Annotated in this window: 11 protein-coding genes and 2 pseudogenes; 5 read left to right on the top strand and 8 right to left on the bottom strand. The window is 73.4% G+C overall.

Annotated elements, in window-relative coordinates; genetic code table 11:
- The first annotated feature begins 46 nt into the window (after window positions 1-46).
- Window positions 47-1435, top strand: a complete 1389-nt coding sequence (locus ACIBL4_RS07455) for a PLP-dependent aminotransferase family protein (protein WP_399407408.1) — start codon at window positions 47-49, stop codon at window positions 1433-1435.
- Window positions 1436-1482: 47 nt separating this feature from the next.
- A complete protein-coding gene (locus ACIBL4_RS07450; protein WP_399407406.1) occupies window positions 1483-1950 on the top strand; it encodes a carboxymuconolactone decarboxylase family protein in 468 nt (155 codons plus the stop codon).
- 84 nt (window positions 1951-2034) lie between these two features.
- Here the strand turns inward: ACIBL4_RS07450 and ACIBL4_RS07445 are convergent, their stop codons facing one another.
- The 8 genes and pseudogenes from ACIBL4_RS07445 to ACIBL4_RS07410 all read right to left on the bottom strand — a co-directional run bounded on the left by ACIBL4_RS07445 (window position 2035) and on the right by ACIBL4_RS07410 (window position 11345).
- A complete protein-coding gene (locus ACIBL4_RS07445; protein ID WP_399407404.1) occupies window positions 2035-2835 on the bottom strand; it encodes an aminotransferase class IV in 801 nt (266 codons plus the stop codon).
- 11 nt (window positions 2836-2846) lie between these two features.
- Window positions 2847-4025, bottom strand: coding sequence for an FAD-dependent monooxygenase (locus tag ACIBL4_RS07440; protein ID WP_399407402.1), 1179 nt, complete (start codon window positions 4023-4025; stop codon window positions 2847-2849).
- Window positions 4022-5581 carry a class I adenylate-forming enzyme family protein gene (locus ACIBL4_RS07435; RefSeq protein ID WP_399407400.1) on the bottom strand — a complete coding sequence of 520 codons (1560 nt, stop codon included), beginning with the start codon at window positions 5579-5581 and terminating at the stop codon, window positions 4022-4024. The genes ACIBL4_RS07440 and ACIBL4_RS07435 overlap by 4 nt, the downstream gene beginning before the upstream one ends.
- Before the next feature lie 94 nt (window positions 5582-5675).
- On the bottom strand, window positions 5676-7199 hold the full coding sequence (locus ACIBL4_RS07430) for an AMP-binding protein (RefSeq protein ID WP_399407398.1): 1524 nt from the start codon (window positions 7197-7199) through the stop codon (window positions 5676-5678).
- The gene (gene pabB / locus ACIBL4_RS07425) at window positions 7196-8074 is read right to left on the bottom strand and encodes an aminodeoxychorismate synthase component I (protein ID WP_399407396.1); all 879 of its coding nucleotides are present in this window, start codon (window positions 8072-8074) and stop codon (window positions 7196-7198) included. The genes ACIBL4_RS07430 and pabB overlap by 4 nt, the downstream gene beginning before the upstream one ends.
- A gap of 226 nt (window positions 8075-8300) precedes the next feature.
- Window positions 8301-9785: pseudogene (locus tag ACIBL4_RS07420) on the bottom strand (gamma-glutamyl-gamma-aminobutyrate hydrolase family protein); the annotation flags it as partial.
- A gap of 30 nt (window positions 9786-9815) precedes the next feature.
- Window positions 9816-10394: an antibiotic biosynthesis monooxygenase gene (locus ACIBL4_RS07415; protein ID WP_399407394.1), complete on the bottom strand. Its 579-nt coding sequence runs from the start codon at window positions 10392-10394 to the stop codon at window positions 9816-9818.
- Between the two features lie 102 nt (window positions 10395-10496).
- Entirely contained in the window at window positions 10497-11345 is an 849-nt protein-coding gene (locus tag ACIBL4_RS07410) for a DMT family transporter (RefSeq protein WP_399407392.1), read from the bottom strand.
- 144 nt (window positions 11346-11489) lie between these two features.
- Between ACIBL4_RS07410 and ACIBL4_RS07405 the strand changes: the two genes are divergently transcribed.
- The 3 genes and pseudogenes from ACIBL4_RS07405 to ACIBL4_RS07395 all read left to right on the top strand — a co-directional run.
- The gene (locus tag ACIBL4_RS07405) at window positions 11490-11849 is read left to right on the top strand and encodes a hypothetical protein (RefSeq protein ID WP_399407390.1); all 360 of its coding nucleotides are present in this window, start codon (window positions 11490-11492) and stop codon (window positions 11847-11849) included.
- A gap of 14 nt (window positions 11850-11863) precedes the next feature.
- Entirely contained in the window at window positions 11864-13045 is a 1182-nt protein-coding gene (locus ACIBL4_RS07400; RefSeq protein WP_399407388.1) for a glutathionylspermidine synthase family protein, read from the top strand.
- Between the two features lie 59 nt (window positions 13046-13104).
- Window positions 13105-14880: pseudogene (locus ACIBL4_RS07395) on the top strand (hypothetical protein); the annotation flags it as partial.
- Window positions 14881-14958 lie beyond the last annotated feature (78 nt).

Below are 14958 nucleotides of genomic sequence, written 5' to 3'. Positions count from 1 at the left end.
TCCTCGACCCTAGGAAGAAAGCAGCCCAGGGGTATGGTCCATTTCCATGGCGGATCACTGGGCCACTTTGGGCATCGACCTGCACCTGGAGCCGACCGGTCCGGGCCTGCGGCGGGGGCTGACCGACGCCCTGCGCGAGGCGGTGCGCTCCGGTCGGCTGGCCCCCGGCACCCGGCTGCCCTCCTCCCGCGCGCTCGCCGCCGACCTGGTCATCGCCCGCAACACGGTCGCCGACGCCTACGCCGACCTGGTCGCCGAGGGCTGGCTCACCGCCCGCCAGGGCTCGGGGACCCGGGTCGCCGACCGGGCGGTGGTGCCGCCGGCCGGCACGGCACCCCACGCCCGCGAACGCAGTCGCCCCGCCTACGACCTGCGCCCCGGCAGCCCCGACCTCGCGTCCTTCCCGCGTGCGGAGTGGCTCAAGGCCGCCCGCCGCGCCCTCATCGCCGCCCCCCACGAAGCGCTGGACTACGGCGACCCCCGTGGCAGCCCCGAGCTGCGGGCCGCCCTCGCCGGCTACCTCTCCCGGGCCCGGGGCGTCCGCGCCGACGCCGAACGGATCATGGTGTGCGCCGGGTTCGCGCACGGCCTGAAGCTGCTCGGCACCGTCCTGCGGGCGCGTGGGGCACGGACGGTCGCCGTCGAGTCGTACGGGCTCGACGCGCACTGGAGACTTCTGGCCGCGTCCGGTCTGCGCACGGTCCCGCTGCCCTTCGACCGGCTGGGCACCGACCCCAGCGCGCTGTCCGCCGCCGACGCGGTCCTCCTCACCCCCGCCCACCAGTTCCCCATGGGCGTCCCCCTGCACCGCGACCGCCGCGCGGCCGTCGTGGACTGGGCGCGCCGCACCGGCGGGCTGGTCCTGGAGGACGACTACGACGGCGAGTTCCGCTACGACCGTCAGCCCGTGGGCGCGCTCCAGGGCCTGGACCCCGACCGGGTGGTCTACCTGGGCACGGCGAGCAAGTCCCTGGCCCCCGGGCTGCGGCTGGCCTGGATGGTGCTGCCGCCGGGCCTCGCGGAGGAGACCGCGGCCGCCAAGGGCGGAGTCGACATCTGCGGGGTGCTGGACCAGCTGACCCTGGCCGAGTTCCTCAACGGCGGGGCCTACGACCGCCATCTCCGCGCGACCCGCCTGCGCTACCGGCGCCGCCGCGACGCCCTGGTCGACGCCGTCGCGGCCCGGGCCCCCGAGGCCCGCGTCACCGGCATAGCGGCCGGGCTGCATGTCCTGCTGCGGCTGCCGCCCGGCACCGAGCAGTCGGTGGTCCAGGCGGCCCACTGGCAGGGCCTGGCGGTCCACGGACTCACCCGCTACCGGCACGCCGCCGCGCTCGCCGAGCCGGCCGACGCCCTCGTCGTCGGCTACGGGACACCGCCGGACCACGCGTGGTCGGGGGCGCTGGACGCGCTGTGCGCCGTACTGCCCGGATAATCGCGCGAATTACCTCGGGAATGCCGTTCAGCGGATATGGTCACCCCATGAGTGAAAGTATTTCCCCGTCCCGCGTGGCCCTGAAGAAAATAACGCCCGACGTCTCTGCCGTGATGGGCTCCCTGCACGCCGCCGCCGTTTCCGCGGCCCAGGACGCCAAAATCGAACCGGAACTGCTGGAACTGGTCAGGATCCGCGCCTCGCAGATCAACGGCTGCGCGTTCTGCATCGACATGCACACCAGGGACGCCCGCGGCCAAGGTGAGACCGAGCAGCGCATCTACGCCCTGAACGCCTGGCGGGAGACGCCCTTCTTCACCGAACGCGAGCGGGCGGCACTGGCGTTGACCGAGGCGGTGACGCTCGTCCACGACGGCCATGTCCCGGACGCGGTGTACGCCGAGGCGGCCGGCGTCTTCGACGAGAACCAGATCGCGGCCCTCATCTGGTCGGCCACCGTCATCAACGCGTACAACCGGATCGCGATAGCGACGCGCATGGCACCGAAGAGCTGAAAAAAGAATTGAAGCAGCCGAATCGAAGCAGTCATGGAAAAACGCGCCGGGTCGAATTCGACCCGGCGTCGCCATTTCCTCGGATCAGTCGGCCGGCAGCGGCTCCATGAGGCCGTCCAGCCACCTCCGCCATTCCCCGGCCCGCTGAGCCGGAGGCACGCGCATCGGCCGCCCGACCCAGCCCGTCACGGGCCGGATCCCGTGCAGCGCGTTCACCAGCCACACCTCCCGGCCGTCCAGCTCGGCCACGGTCCGCTCCCGGTGCGCGATCCGGATCCCGGACCGCAGCGCCCGCTCCTGGACCAGCCCGGCCGTCACACCCGGCAGGACGGGCAGCCGGGGCGGGGGCAGGCACAGGGTGTCGTCCTCCCACCACAGCACGCTGGCGGTGGCCGACTCCAGCACCGTGCCCGAGGGCGCGATCAGCACCGCCTCCTCCGCGCCCTCGCCGCAGGCCCGGCGGCGCACCCGGGCCAGGGTGTCCAGGTCCGGGCCCTTGCGCCGGGGCACGGTCCGCGGATCGGACTGGCCCGCCGCCCACAGCCGCACCTCCGTGCCGAGCGGCGGCGCGGGCCGCAGCAGCAGCCGCAACTCCAGGGAGCCCGCCGCGAGTTCCACCCGCGGGAACCAGGCGCCCGTGCGCGGCAGTACGGCGGTCACGTCCTGCCAGAACGCGGCGAGCCGGCGCGGCTCCGGCCCGCCGCACTCGGCGCAGGCCCGCGCGAACCGCGCCCGGTGCCGGGCATAGGCCCGCACCCGGCCCTCGCGCACCAGCCACGAGTCCGCGACGAGCAGCCGTCCCCCGGCCACCCGGTCCGGGGCCGGGGCCAGGCCACGGCCGGGCGTCCACGTCCACAGGCCTTCCGCCACCGCCGGTGTCGTCACCCACACCCTCCTCAATACTTGCGTCCCGCGACGGCCGGTGCCCCGTGGCGGGGTCCGTACGGCGCGTGCTCCAGCCACGACCCGCACCACGGCAGCACCGGCGCGAGTGCCGCCGCGGCCCGCTGCCGGACCCGGACGGTCCGGCGGCGCGGCCGCAGATGGTCTAGGGCGGCACCGGCAGCGGCACTGTTGAACAGGGCCGCCGCCCGCCGCACCTCGGCGAAGTGGGCGACCGCCTCGCCCGTCCCCGCGGCGATCGCCTCGGCGGCGGCCGCCGCGTCCGCGATCCCGCTGTTCATGCCGCGTGCCCCGAACGGTGGAAAGAGATGCGCCGCCTCGCCGGCCAGCAGCACCCGCCGGTGCGGATCGGTGAACGACGCCGCCACCTTGCGCAGGAAGCGGTACGTCGACACCCACAGGATCCGCTCGCCGTAGCCCTCCCCGACGACCGAGGGCAGCCAGCGCCGTACGGCCTCCTCGGTGCCGAACTCCTCCTGCCGGTCGTCGTCCCGGCACTGGAGGTCGACCTGGAAGCCCCCGGCGAACGGCACCCGCATCACACTGCGTCCGCCCACCCCGGGATGCTCGTAGTGGAAGACCCGCTCCAGCGGCAGCTCCGCGCCCGGCACGTCGGCGACGTCCACGACGACGTGGAAGCCCTCGCCGTGCGTGCCCTCCAGGGCGATGCCCAGCTCGCTCCGGACCGTGGAGCGGGCCCCGTCGGCGGCGATCGCGAACGCGCCGGTCCACACCCGCCCGTCCTCACCGGTCAGCCGGACCTCCGTCGCACTGGTGCTCACGCCCGTCACGCGCGCGCCCCACACGAACTCCACCCCGGCCTCCGCGCAGGCGGCGCGCAGGAACCGCTCGGTGTCCGTCTGGCGCAGGCTGGTGAAGGGCGGCGGGCCGGACGGGGGCGGGAACGTGCGGGAGTACACCTCACGTCCCCGGTAGAGGGTGCGTCTGGTGTGCCAGGTCCGCCCGTACGAGGTGATCGTGGCGGCGAGGCCGGGCCGCATCGCGTCCATCAGGCCGAGGGTCTCCCGGTGCACGAACAGGGCCCTGCTGCCCGGCCGTTCCCGGTCCTCCGGCTCCGCCTCCAGCAGGACGGCCGGCAGGCCGTGCGCCCGCAGCGCCAGAGCCGCCGACAGGCCCACGGGACCGGCGCCCACGACGAAGACCGGGGTCATGCTCGAACGCCTTCGGCGAGCATCCGGGCGATCTCCACCCGCTTCACTTTCCAGGTCGCGGTCATCGGCAGGTCCTCGAACCGCCACTGGCGCGGCTCGGCCATCGCCGGCAGCCCCTCCGTGGCGCGCCGCCAGCGCTCCGGGTCCAGGGACCGCTCGCCGCGCACGCACACCACCGGCACCGGCTCCCGGTCCGCGCCGGGCACGATGACGACCTCGCGCAGCTCCTCCAGCCGGGACATCAGCGTGTCCTCGACCTCCAGATTGCTGTGCACGGCGTCGATCTGGTCCACCTCACGGTCGATCAGGTACAGCGCGCCCAGCCGGCTCCGGTAGCCCATGTCGCCCATCTCCCACCAGCCGTCGGTGAGCTGACGGTCGTAGCGCTCCGGCATGCCGAGGTAGGTGAGGATCCGGCCCCGGGTCCGGGCCTCGATCCGGCCCGTGGTGCCGGGCGGGACCCGCCCGCCCCCGGCGTCGGTGACCCGGACCCGGGTGAAGCCGGGTATCCCGAACCCGACCCGGCGGCCGTCCGCGCGGGCCGCACCGCGCCGCGTCACCACCTGGAACGCCACCGGGCCCGTCTCGCTCTGCCCGTACAGCTGGACCAGCCAGGGCGTACGCCGCCGTGAGGCGCCCAGCAGCCGTCGTACGGTGCGCGGATGGATCGCGTCGAACGTGGAGCCGTACGCCCGCACCCGCGACAGCGGGGCGCCGGGCGCGTCGGCCAGTTCCTCCCACAGCACGAACGTGTTGGGGTGCGTCTCCACGATGCCGGGCCGGTGCCGGACCAGCAGCGGGCCCACCGCGGCCGGGTCCGGGTCGGTGATCAGCACCAGCGGGCTGCCGAAGTGCAGCAGGACGCCGAGCAGATGGTAGAAGCGCGAGTGCACGAACGACATGTGCAGCGCCGCCGGCTCGCCCCGCGTGGGCCAGCCCATCGCCTGCTGCGGCACCAGCCGGTTCCACATGGCGTGGGCGCAGTGCACGGCCAGCTTGGGGACGCCGGTCGTGCCCGAACTGTGGGTGATCAGGGCGGGTTCGCGGGGGTGCAGCCGGACCGGCGGGGGCGGCTCCGCGCCGGCGAACTTCGCCAGGGGCTCCGCCCCGGCCGCGTCGTCCACGCACAGCGTCCGCCGCACGAGCCCGGACAGGGCGAGTTCCTTCAGGCCGTCCAGGGTGGCGCTGTCGGTGATCAGCCAGGGCCGGCGCAGCCGTTCGAGCAACTGCCCCGCCACGGCGGGGGCCAGCGCGGGCGACAGCAGCACCGGCACCGCTCCGATACGGGAGACGGCACAGGTCAGCAGCATGATGTCGACGTTGTCCGCCTTGTGCACGACGACCTGCTCCGAGGGCCGCACCCCGGCCTCCCACAGCCGGCCGGACAGGTCCTCGACCAGGTCGGCCAGCACGGTGTAGCTCAGGTCGACCCCGAGGGCCGGGGCGACGTCCAGCGGCCGGTCCAGGGTGACGAAGACGGCCCCGTGCCGGTCGGCCGCACGCCGGAAGACCGGTCCCAGATAGAAGCCGCGGTCGGTGAACAGGGATGCTCGCATGCGGTCGTTCCTCTCTGCGGGGTTCACCGGCCGCCTCTCCGGGGGCTCACCAGGTGCCCTTCCGCGGAGTGCACCAGGCGCCCCTCCACTGGGTTCACCAGGCGCCCCGTCGCACCAGATGGCGGCGCAGCTTCCCGGTCGGGGTGCGCGGCAGCGACGGGACGAAGCTGACGCTGCGGGGGACCTTGAACGCGGCGAGGCTCTCCCGCGCCAGGCCGATGAGCTCGTCCGCCAGGCCGTCACGCACCGGCGCGGCGGGGACCACGAAGGCCCGCAGCCGGCTCGCGCCCCGCCCGTCGGGCACGGCCGCGACCACCACCTCCCGCACCGCCGGATGGCCGCGCAGCACGGCCTCCACCTCCAGCGGCGAGACGGTGATGCCACCGACCATCTCCATGTCGTCGGCCCGCCCCAGATGCCGGAAGGAGCCGTCCGGTTCGCGGCACGCCCGGTCGCGGGTGGCCAGCCAGCCGCCGACCAGGATCCGGGCGGTCTCCTCCGGCCGGTTCAGATAGCCGGGCGTCACCGTCGGTCCGCGCACCCACATCTCGCCCTCCTCGCCGTCCGGCACCGGGTGGCCGTCCCCGTCCCGCAGCTCCACCTCGAAGCCGGGCACGGGACGGCCGACGGTCCCCGGGTGGTTGTGGGCGAAACCGTTGGCGCAGAACGCGTGACCGGCCTCCGTGGAGCCGATCTGCTCCAGCACGGGCGCGCCGAGCAGTGCCGTCACCTGCTTGGCGAGCCCCTCGGGCAGCCCCTCGCCGGCCGACACCGCGGCCCGTACCGAGGCGAAACAGCCCTCGTGCCCGTGGCCCCGCTCGGCCACCAGGGCGGCGTACGCGGACGGCACGGAGTACAGCAGCGTCACCCGGTGCCGGGCGACGAGTTCGTCGAGGATCGCCGGGGTGGGCCGCCGGTCCACCAGCACCGCGGACGAGCCGGAGAACAGCGGGAAGACGAAGGCGTTGCCGAAGCCGTAGGCGAAGAACAGCTTCGACACCGACAGGGTGACGTCCTCCGCGGTGATCCGCAGCACCCGCCGGCCGACGAGGTCGTGGTACGTCCGCGGATCGCCGTGCGTGTGCACGACGCCCTTGGGGCGGCCCGTGGTGCCGGAGGTGTACTGGACGTAGAGCGGGGTGTGCGCGTCGGCCCGGTGGGCGGGTGAGGGCTCGGCGGCGGGGGCGAGCGCCATCAGCTGATCGGCACCCAGGCGGGCCCGTCCGGCGAACCGCTCCTCCAGGCCCGGCCCCGTCACACAGAGCACGGCCCCGGTGTCCTCGGCCAGGAACGCGTGGTCGGACGCCGGGAGTTCGGGGTTGACCGGGACCGCGACGGCGCCGAGCCGGGCGGTGGCGAGAAAGGCCGTCACCCAGGCGAGGGAGTCGGGCAGCGCCAGCAGCACCCGGTCCCCGGGGCGCACCCCGTGCCCGGCGAGCACGGTGGCGGCCCGGGCCGCGAGGTCGTGCACCTCGCCGTGGGTCCAGGCCCGGTGTCCCTGGTGGAAGGCGGTCCGTCCGCTCCATCCGCGCCGCTCGGCGAGCTCCGCGAGCTGAGCCGCGAGGTTCCCGGGCGCCTCGGCCTCGGCGGGGTGCAGCAGGGCTTGCGGACTGGTCATCGCCGTGCCTCCTCGGCGGCCCCGGCCCGTCCACCCGGCAGGTCCTGTCGCCGGATCCGGTCGGCCGTGTGCTGGTGGAGGGCCCGCATCGGGGCCGCGGTCTTCAGCAGCATCTCCTCGTACTCCGCTTCCGGATCGGAGCCGAGGACGATCGCCCCGCCCGCGCCCAGATGCGTCTGGCCGTCGGCGAACACGGCCGTACGGATGACGATGCTGAGGTCCGCTCCGCCGCCGCACCCGAAGTAACCGAGGGCGCCCGAGTACACGCCCCGGGCCTCGGACTCCAGCGAGTCGGTGATCTCCAGCGTGCGCAGCTTCGGCGCTCCGGTCATCGAGCCGCCGGGGAAACAGGCCCGGACGCAGTCCACCGCGTCCGTGTCCGCCCGCAGCCTGCCCTGCACGGTCGAGACGAGCTGGTGCACGGTGGCGTACGTCTCCGTGGCCATGAGCTTGGAGACCCGCACCGAGCCCGTCCGGCAGACCCGCCCCAGGTCGTTGCGGAGCAGATCGACGATCATCAGGTTCTCGGCCCTGGTCTTGGCGTCCGACGCCAGCGCGTCCCGCAGCCGGGCGTCCTCCTCCGGCCCGTCACCCCTCGGCGCGGTCCCCTTGATCGGCTTGGCCTCGGCGGTGCCGTCCCGCCCGATCCGCAGGAACCGCTCGGGCGAGGACCCGGCCACCTCCAGCTCCCCGAACCTCAGGAACGCCGCGTACGGGGCCGGGTTGTCGCGGCGCAGCGTCCGGTAGAACTCCAGCGCGTCGTGCGGAGCGGGCAGCCGGGCGGCGTTGGTCAGGCAGACCTCGTAACTGGTGCCCGCCCGCAACTCCCGCTTGCACGCCTCGATGTCCGCGAGATACGTCGCCCGGTCGCGCACCAGCCACGGCTCGGCGGCGCCGGGGTCCGCCGGGGCGGGCGGCACGGGCAGGGGCGGGCGCCGCGCCGCCACGCAGCTGAGGTCGGCCAGGGCGCTCTCCAGCCAGTCGGCGGGCCTCCCGCGCGGCCTGCGGGGTGTCCTCCGCGAGGCAGACGGCGTACGTGAAGCCCTCCTGGTGGTCCACCGCGATCACCCGGTCGGCGAACAGCCAGGCGGCGTCCGGGACGGGGGAGCGGTGCCGGTTGGGCGACCCGCAGTCCGCCTTCACCTCGTAGCCGAAGTAGCCGACGTACCCTCCGGTGAAGTCGAACGGCAGCCCGGTCGCGTCCACGCGGCGGCTGCTCAACTGCCGCTTGAGGTAGTCGAAGACACTGGCCGCGACCTTCCTCACCGGCCGCCCCGCCCGCTCGATCTCGCAGCGCCCGGTTTCGACGTCGTACCGCACGAACTCGGCGAGCGGCCCGCTGCCGTCCCCGAAGAACGAGAACCGCGACCGCCCCGGCTCCACGAGCGAACTGTCCAGCCAGAAGGCCCGCGGGGCCCCCGCGTACATCCGCCCGAACGCCGCCTCGACGTCCACGGCCCCGGCGATCCGCCGACTGTGCAGCCGGTACCCGACCCGGTGAGGCCGGCGGGGCCGGGGGATGGTGGCGGCGGGAGGGGCACCGGCGCCGGAGGGGACGGGTGTTCCAGCCCCGGCGGGGAGGAAGGTTCCAGCCCCGGAGGGGACGGGTGTTCCAGCCCCGGCGGACGGACCGGCCCCGGAGGGAACGGGGGTTCCAGCCCCGGCGGTCGGACCGGCCCCTGCGGACGGACCGGTCCCGGAGGCGGACACGGTCCCGGAGGCCGACACGGTCCCTCCGGATGGCGCGGCGTAGGCGGACGGGCCGGCCCCGGAGTACGACACAACCCCTTCGGACGGCGCACCCCCGCCCGACTCCCCGCCCCCGGCGCCGGACGCGGCCACTCCGGCCCCCGGGACCGCCACCGCCCGGGCCGCAGCCGCAGCCGCAGGCCGGCGGTCCCCTACCGGTGACAGCGATACCCACGCCTCGCACTCGGGTACCGCCACCCGGCGTCGGACCGCCTCGGGGGACGGCACCGCCGTGTTCTTCGTGCGCAGCTTGCCGGCCCGCTTCGCGGTCAGGTTGCGGAAGTTCACGAGCATCCGGTGGCCGAACTCCGTGAGGACGGACTCCGGGTGGAACTGCACGCCCCACAACGGCCGCGTCCGGTGCCGCAGGCCCATCAGGACACCGTCCTCCGCCCAGGCCGTGGCCTCCAGCATCTCCGGCAGCGGTTCGCGCACAGACAGCGAGTGGTAGCGGACGGCGGTGAAGTTCTGCGGCAGGCCCTCGAACAGATCGCGCTCGTCATGCCGGATCGTCGAGAGATGCCCGTGCCGCGGCTCCGGCGCGGGCACCACCACCCCCCGCTCCCCGAGCGCGATCCCCTGATGGCCGAGACACACGCCGAGCACGGGAACCGGGGAGGTCGCGACCAGCCTGGCCGCGATGCCGAAGTCACGCGCGTCCGCGGGGTGTCCGGGCCCCGGGGACACCACCAGGTTGTCGAACTCCCGGAGATCCGGCACCCCGTCGGCGGCGGCGTCGTTGCGGACGACCACCGGCTCCTCGCCGTTGACCTCGGCGATCAGCTGGAACAGGTTGTACGTGTACGAGTCGTAATTGTCGATGAGCAGGGTCTTCACCCGCCCACCTCCCTCTGTTCGTTCGCGGGCCTACATGGCCCGGCGTTTGTGCCGACCGCGGAGCGCCTGGAGCGACGGGTACAGCCATTTCCTGAAGAAACGCTGCAGCCGCGGCATGAGAATCCAGGTGACAAGGGCCGTCACGCACAGGCATAACAACAGCGTGCGGAACAGTGCATTGAAGTCACCGAGATAGGGAAGCACCGTCAGATTGAACAGGAGCACCGGCGGGAAAACCGCGCTCATATTCACGAACCACAGTTTCCATTTCGATGGCGGAGCCGGTGGCGCGGGTGTCAGAGTCTGCGCCTCGAACCAGGCCCGGGCGCCCCGCACCCGCCTGCGCGCCGCCTCCTGGGCGAGCCCTTCCAGCCGGGCGTCCCACTGTGCCCGGGAGAGCGATTTCTCCCAGGCCAGGGCCGAACCCTCGCTGGCGAAGCGATAGACGACATGCCACTCCGCCCCTCCGTCGACAAGTACCCCACCCCCCAGAAACCCCGGTTGCCGCGCGGTCGCGCCCAGCATGGCCCACCCCCAGGAGTGGAAGTCGGCCGCACGGCCCGGCGTCACGCGATAGGCCACGGTGACCGTGACGGGATTACTGGTCACGCCATACCGTACGGAAAGCGGTTCACCCGCGTTCAAGATTCAACAAACAATTTTCCGATCGTCCGGAACGTGAAGCTTTTCAGCAGGTGGGAATCCCCAGGATCACCTGGGCGTCCGGACCTCCGGCCTCTCCTCCCGCTCGACCGGCGCCTCCCCGAACCGCGACAGCGCCAGCGCCCCCGCCACCGCCACCGCGAAACCGAGCACCGCCGCCCACCCCAGCCCGGGCCGCGTACGGTCCCCGAGCCACACCACGCCGATCAGCGCGGGCCCGACCGTCTCCCCGAGCACCAGCCCCGCGGTCGCGGTGGTCACCGACCCGCGCTGGAGGGCGGAGGTCAGCAACAGGAACGCTGCCCCGCCGCCGAGCAACAGCGCGTACACCGCCGGGTTTGTCCCGAGCACACCAGGCGTCAGCCCGTCGATCAGCCGCACCGCCACCTCCACCACCCCGAACCCCAGCCCGGCACCCAGCCCGAGCGCGAGCGCCCGCCCCCGCTCCGGCAGCCGCCCTCCCACCGCCCCGAGCAGCGGCACCCCGCCCGCCGCCGCGAGCATCGCCCACTTCAGCCAGACCGGTCCGCCCTCGTCGCCCTCCGTCCCGGACGCCAGCCCCAGCAGCGCGAGCCCGGCGCACACCACGCCCACCGCCGCCCATTCCAGGCGGCTCAGCCGCACCCTGAGCAGCCGCGCAGCCACCACGGCCGTCACGGCGAGACTCGCGGCCAGGGCCGCCCCCACGGCGTAGATCGGCACCGACCGCAGCGCGACGATCTGGAGCAGGAAGCCGAGCCCGTCCATCCCGAGCCCGACCAGATACCGCCACTGCCGCAACGCCCGCCCCAACAGCGCCACGTCCCCGCCCGGGCCGCTCGACACCGCCCGCGCGGCCATCGCCTGCAACACCGTCGCCGTACCGAAGCAGACCGCCGCACCAAGGGCGCACACCATTCCAAAAATCACAAAACGACAGTAGGGGAGGGGGCATGAGCCAGGGGGCCGTGCGCGCCCGCTCACACCGGTCTCTAGGCTGACCGCTCGGCAGTGCATGACAGGAACACGCGGTACACGACGGGGACACGGGGAGACACACGCATGGCTGAGACACGGCGGCGACTGCGCTCGAGCACGGTGGTGCTGGGCGGCATGGGGGTCCTCGCGGCGGCCCTGTCCGCATGCGGCTCCGAGCCGGACCGCCGCTGCGTGGACCGGGACAGCTACGACTACATCAACGGCTACAAGATCGTCGCCGACAAGAACTGCACGTCCGGCTCCTCGTCCTCCTCCTACGGCAAGAGCCGCAAGAAGACCGGCGGGACCACCACCACGAACGCCGACTGGTACTACGACGCCGATGTCAGCGGCCGCTACGCCGACAACGGCACCTTCAGCCGCAGCGAGGCCGTCGACCGGGGCGGCTTCGGCTGCTCGGGCTCCGGCAGCGGCGGCGGCTGACCGGGGCCGTACGCATGGAACGCCACACCATCACCCCCCGCCCGGGCTGGCAGCAGACCGTCGAGGAACAGGGCCTGATCTACCCCCTCACCCGCTACCCCGACGACACCCTGCGCCCCTACTGGGACGAAAGCGCCTACTACGTCTTCACCCTCCCGGAGATCGAGGCCCTGGAGGAGGTCGTCGAGGAACTCCACCGCATGTGCCTGGCGGCGGCCGACCACATCGTCACGGAGGACCGTTTCGCGGACCTGGGCATCACCGACCCGCGCCTGGCCCGGACGGTCGCCGAGTCCTGGCACCGCCGCGCCGAACTCCCCTCCGTCTACGGCCGTTTCGACCTCCGCTACGACGGCACCGGCCCGGCCAAGCTCCTGGAGTACAACGCCGACACCCCCACCTCACTGGTGGAGGCCGCGTCCCCCCAGTGGTTCTGGATGGAGGACCGCTTCCCCGGCGCCGACCAGTGGAACTCCCTCCACGAACGCCTGATCGACGCCTGGCGGAAACAGGCCGCCCTCCTCCCGCCGGGCAGCCCGCTGTACTTCGCGTACTCCTCCGCCGACGAACTCGGCGAGGACATGATGACGGTCGCCTACCTCAAGGAAACGGCCGAGCAGGCGGGCCTGGCCACCGACTGGATCTCCATGGAGGAGATCGGCTGGGACCGCCTCTCCGGCCGCTTCGTCGACAACCGCCTTCGCTTCATCCGCAGCATCTTCAAGCTCTACCCGTGGGAGTGGCTCACCACCGACCGCTTCGCCGACCACGTCCTGGACACCCTGGACAACGGCGGCGGCACGGGCACGACCCTGTGGATCGAGCCGGCCTGGAAGATGCTCCTCAGCAACAAGGCGCTCCTGGCCGTTCTCTGGGAGCTGTACCCCGGCCATCCCAACCTCCTCCCGGCCTACCTGGACGGCCCCCGGGACCTCACCACCACGGGGTGGGTCGCCAAGCCCCTCCTGGGCCGAGAGGGCGCCGGCGTCACGATCCACGAGCCCGGATCCCCTCCCACCCTCCGCGACGAACCGTGCTGCTACCAGCAACTGGCCCCCCTGCCCGACTTCGACGGCAACCGGGTGGTCCTCGGCGCGTGGGTGGTGGAGAACGAGTCGGCGGGCCTGGGCATCCGGGAGAGCTCGGGCTTGATCACGGATGAATACGCCCGCTTCCTGCCGCACGTGATCCTTTAGGGCTCCTGCAGGTATCGGACAGAGCTCCTCCAGCTATCGGAGACCGACCGGGGCTGTTGAGCGCGATGGACGGCTACCGGGGCCCGGTGCGCTGGAGAGTGCGCGGGACCGTGCTCATCGGACCGACGATCTTCGGCCAGAATCCAGTCGCCGACGTGCCGTCCGTGACGCTGCTGCCGGGCTGCGACGGCGACGTGTCGGACCTGCAGGGCGAGGCCTTCGTCGACGGGACGCGCGGGATCAGCCGGGGCACCGCGCTGCACAGCGCGGTCTACATGGTCGGCGCCAACCACAACTACTTCAACAGCGAGTGGACCCCGGGCGAGGCCGTCGCACCGGCCAGGGACGACTTCGGGACCGACCCGGAGCAGCCGGACCCGGTGTGCACGCCGGGTGCCGCGACCCGGCTGACCGCCGCCCAGCAGCACAAGGCGGGCGCCACGTACATCGCCGCGGCGGCCCGGCTCTTCATCGCCGGGGACGATCGGGTGCGTCCGCTGCTCGACGGATCCGGCAAGCGGGCCCCGTCCGCGGACCCGGCCCGGGTGCTGACCCACGCGGTCGGCGGCCGCCGCAGCGGTGGATTCCTGCCGGACGGCGGGGCGAAGGTGACCGGCGCCCGGCTGTGTTCGGCGATCGACCCCGACCCGGCCGTGGCCTGTCTGGCCCCGCAGACCCTCGGATCGTCACCGCACTTCGCGTCGTGGGAGACGGAACAGGAGACCGGCCGCAGCGCGGTGAACCTGAAGTGGTCCGCGCCGGGCCGGGCCGCGCGGATCACTCCGGGCAAGCCGCTCTCCCTCCGCGGCTCCCAGAAACTCGCGCTCCGGGTCTTCGTACCGCCGAACACGACCGGCACGAAGTTCGACGTGTCCGTCACCGACTCCGCCAACCGTCGGGTGAAGCTGGGCTCGGTCCGGGTGGACGGGCTCCCGGGCTCCGCGAACACCGCCTCCTACTGGGCTCGGGAACTGCGCGTCCCGCTGTCGTCCGCGACCCGGGCCGGGCTCGATCTCAGGCGTGTCAAGTCCCTTGAGCTGATGCCCCGTTCGAAGTCCGGGCGGGCCTGGCTGATGGACGCCTGGGGCTGGGCACCCGGCACTTCGGCGGTGAAGGCGGCCGCCCTGCCGCGTGTCGACGTGGGCCGCGTGATCGTCAGGGAGGGCGACTCGGGCACCCGCACCTACCGGATCCCGGTCGAGACCTCCGGGCACGGCAGCGGGCAGGTCCGCGTGTACGTCCTCGACCCGGACAGCGGCCGGGCCGAGAACCGCCTCGTGACCGTACGGCCCGGCAGCCACGCGATCGACGTGCCGGTCGAGGTGAAGGGCGACACGGCCTACGGCGACGACGTGGAGCACGACATCGCCGTCAAGGCCGTCCGGGGCGCCGTCGTCGGCAAGCACCGGGGCGGGCTCACCGTCGAGAACGACGACACCGAGCCGGAGATCACCCTGTCGCCGGTCGCGGACCGGGTGACCGAGGGAGAGACGCTGACCTGGCGGCTGTCCGTGGAGGCACCCACGGCGGTGGACCTCTGGGAGCCGGTGCGGGTGCTTCCGGTCACCGAGGGCGCCGAACTGTCCACCAGGGACGTGGACCCGCAGTGGCTCGAGGACTGGTCCGGTGACGTGCCCGACCCCGAGCGGCCGCTGTCCGACGCGCACCTGTGGGTGTGGCTGAACATCCCGCCCGGAAGCACCGGCGTGGACTTCGTCGTGCCGACCGTGCGGGACCAGGCGGCCGAGCCGGCCGAGTCGATCCGCCTCGCACTGACCGACAGAAACGCCGAGCCGCTGCCCGACAAGCCGGTGCTGACGGGAACTGTGCTCGACAGGGCGCAGGGGCGCGGGGAACTGCGCGACAAGCCACAACGGCACCCGCACCCGGCAACGACGCCCACCCGGCAGATG

The organism is Streptomyces sp. NPDC050416 (assembly GCF_044458845.1).
In the GTDB taxonomy this organism is placed as follows: domain Bacteria; phylum Actinomycetota; class Actinomycetes; order Streptomycetales; family Streptomycetaceae; genus Streptomyces.
The sequence above is the reverse complement of the archived record's forward strand: the minus strand, read 5'-3'. Positions and strand labels throughout refer to the sequence as shown.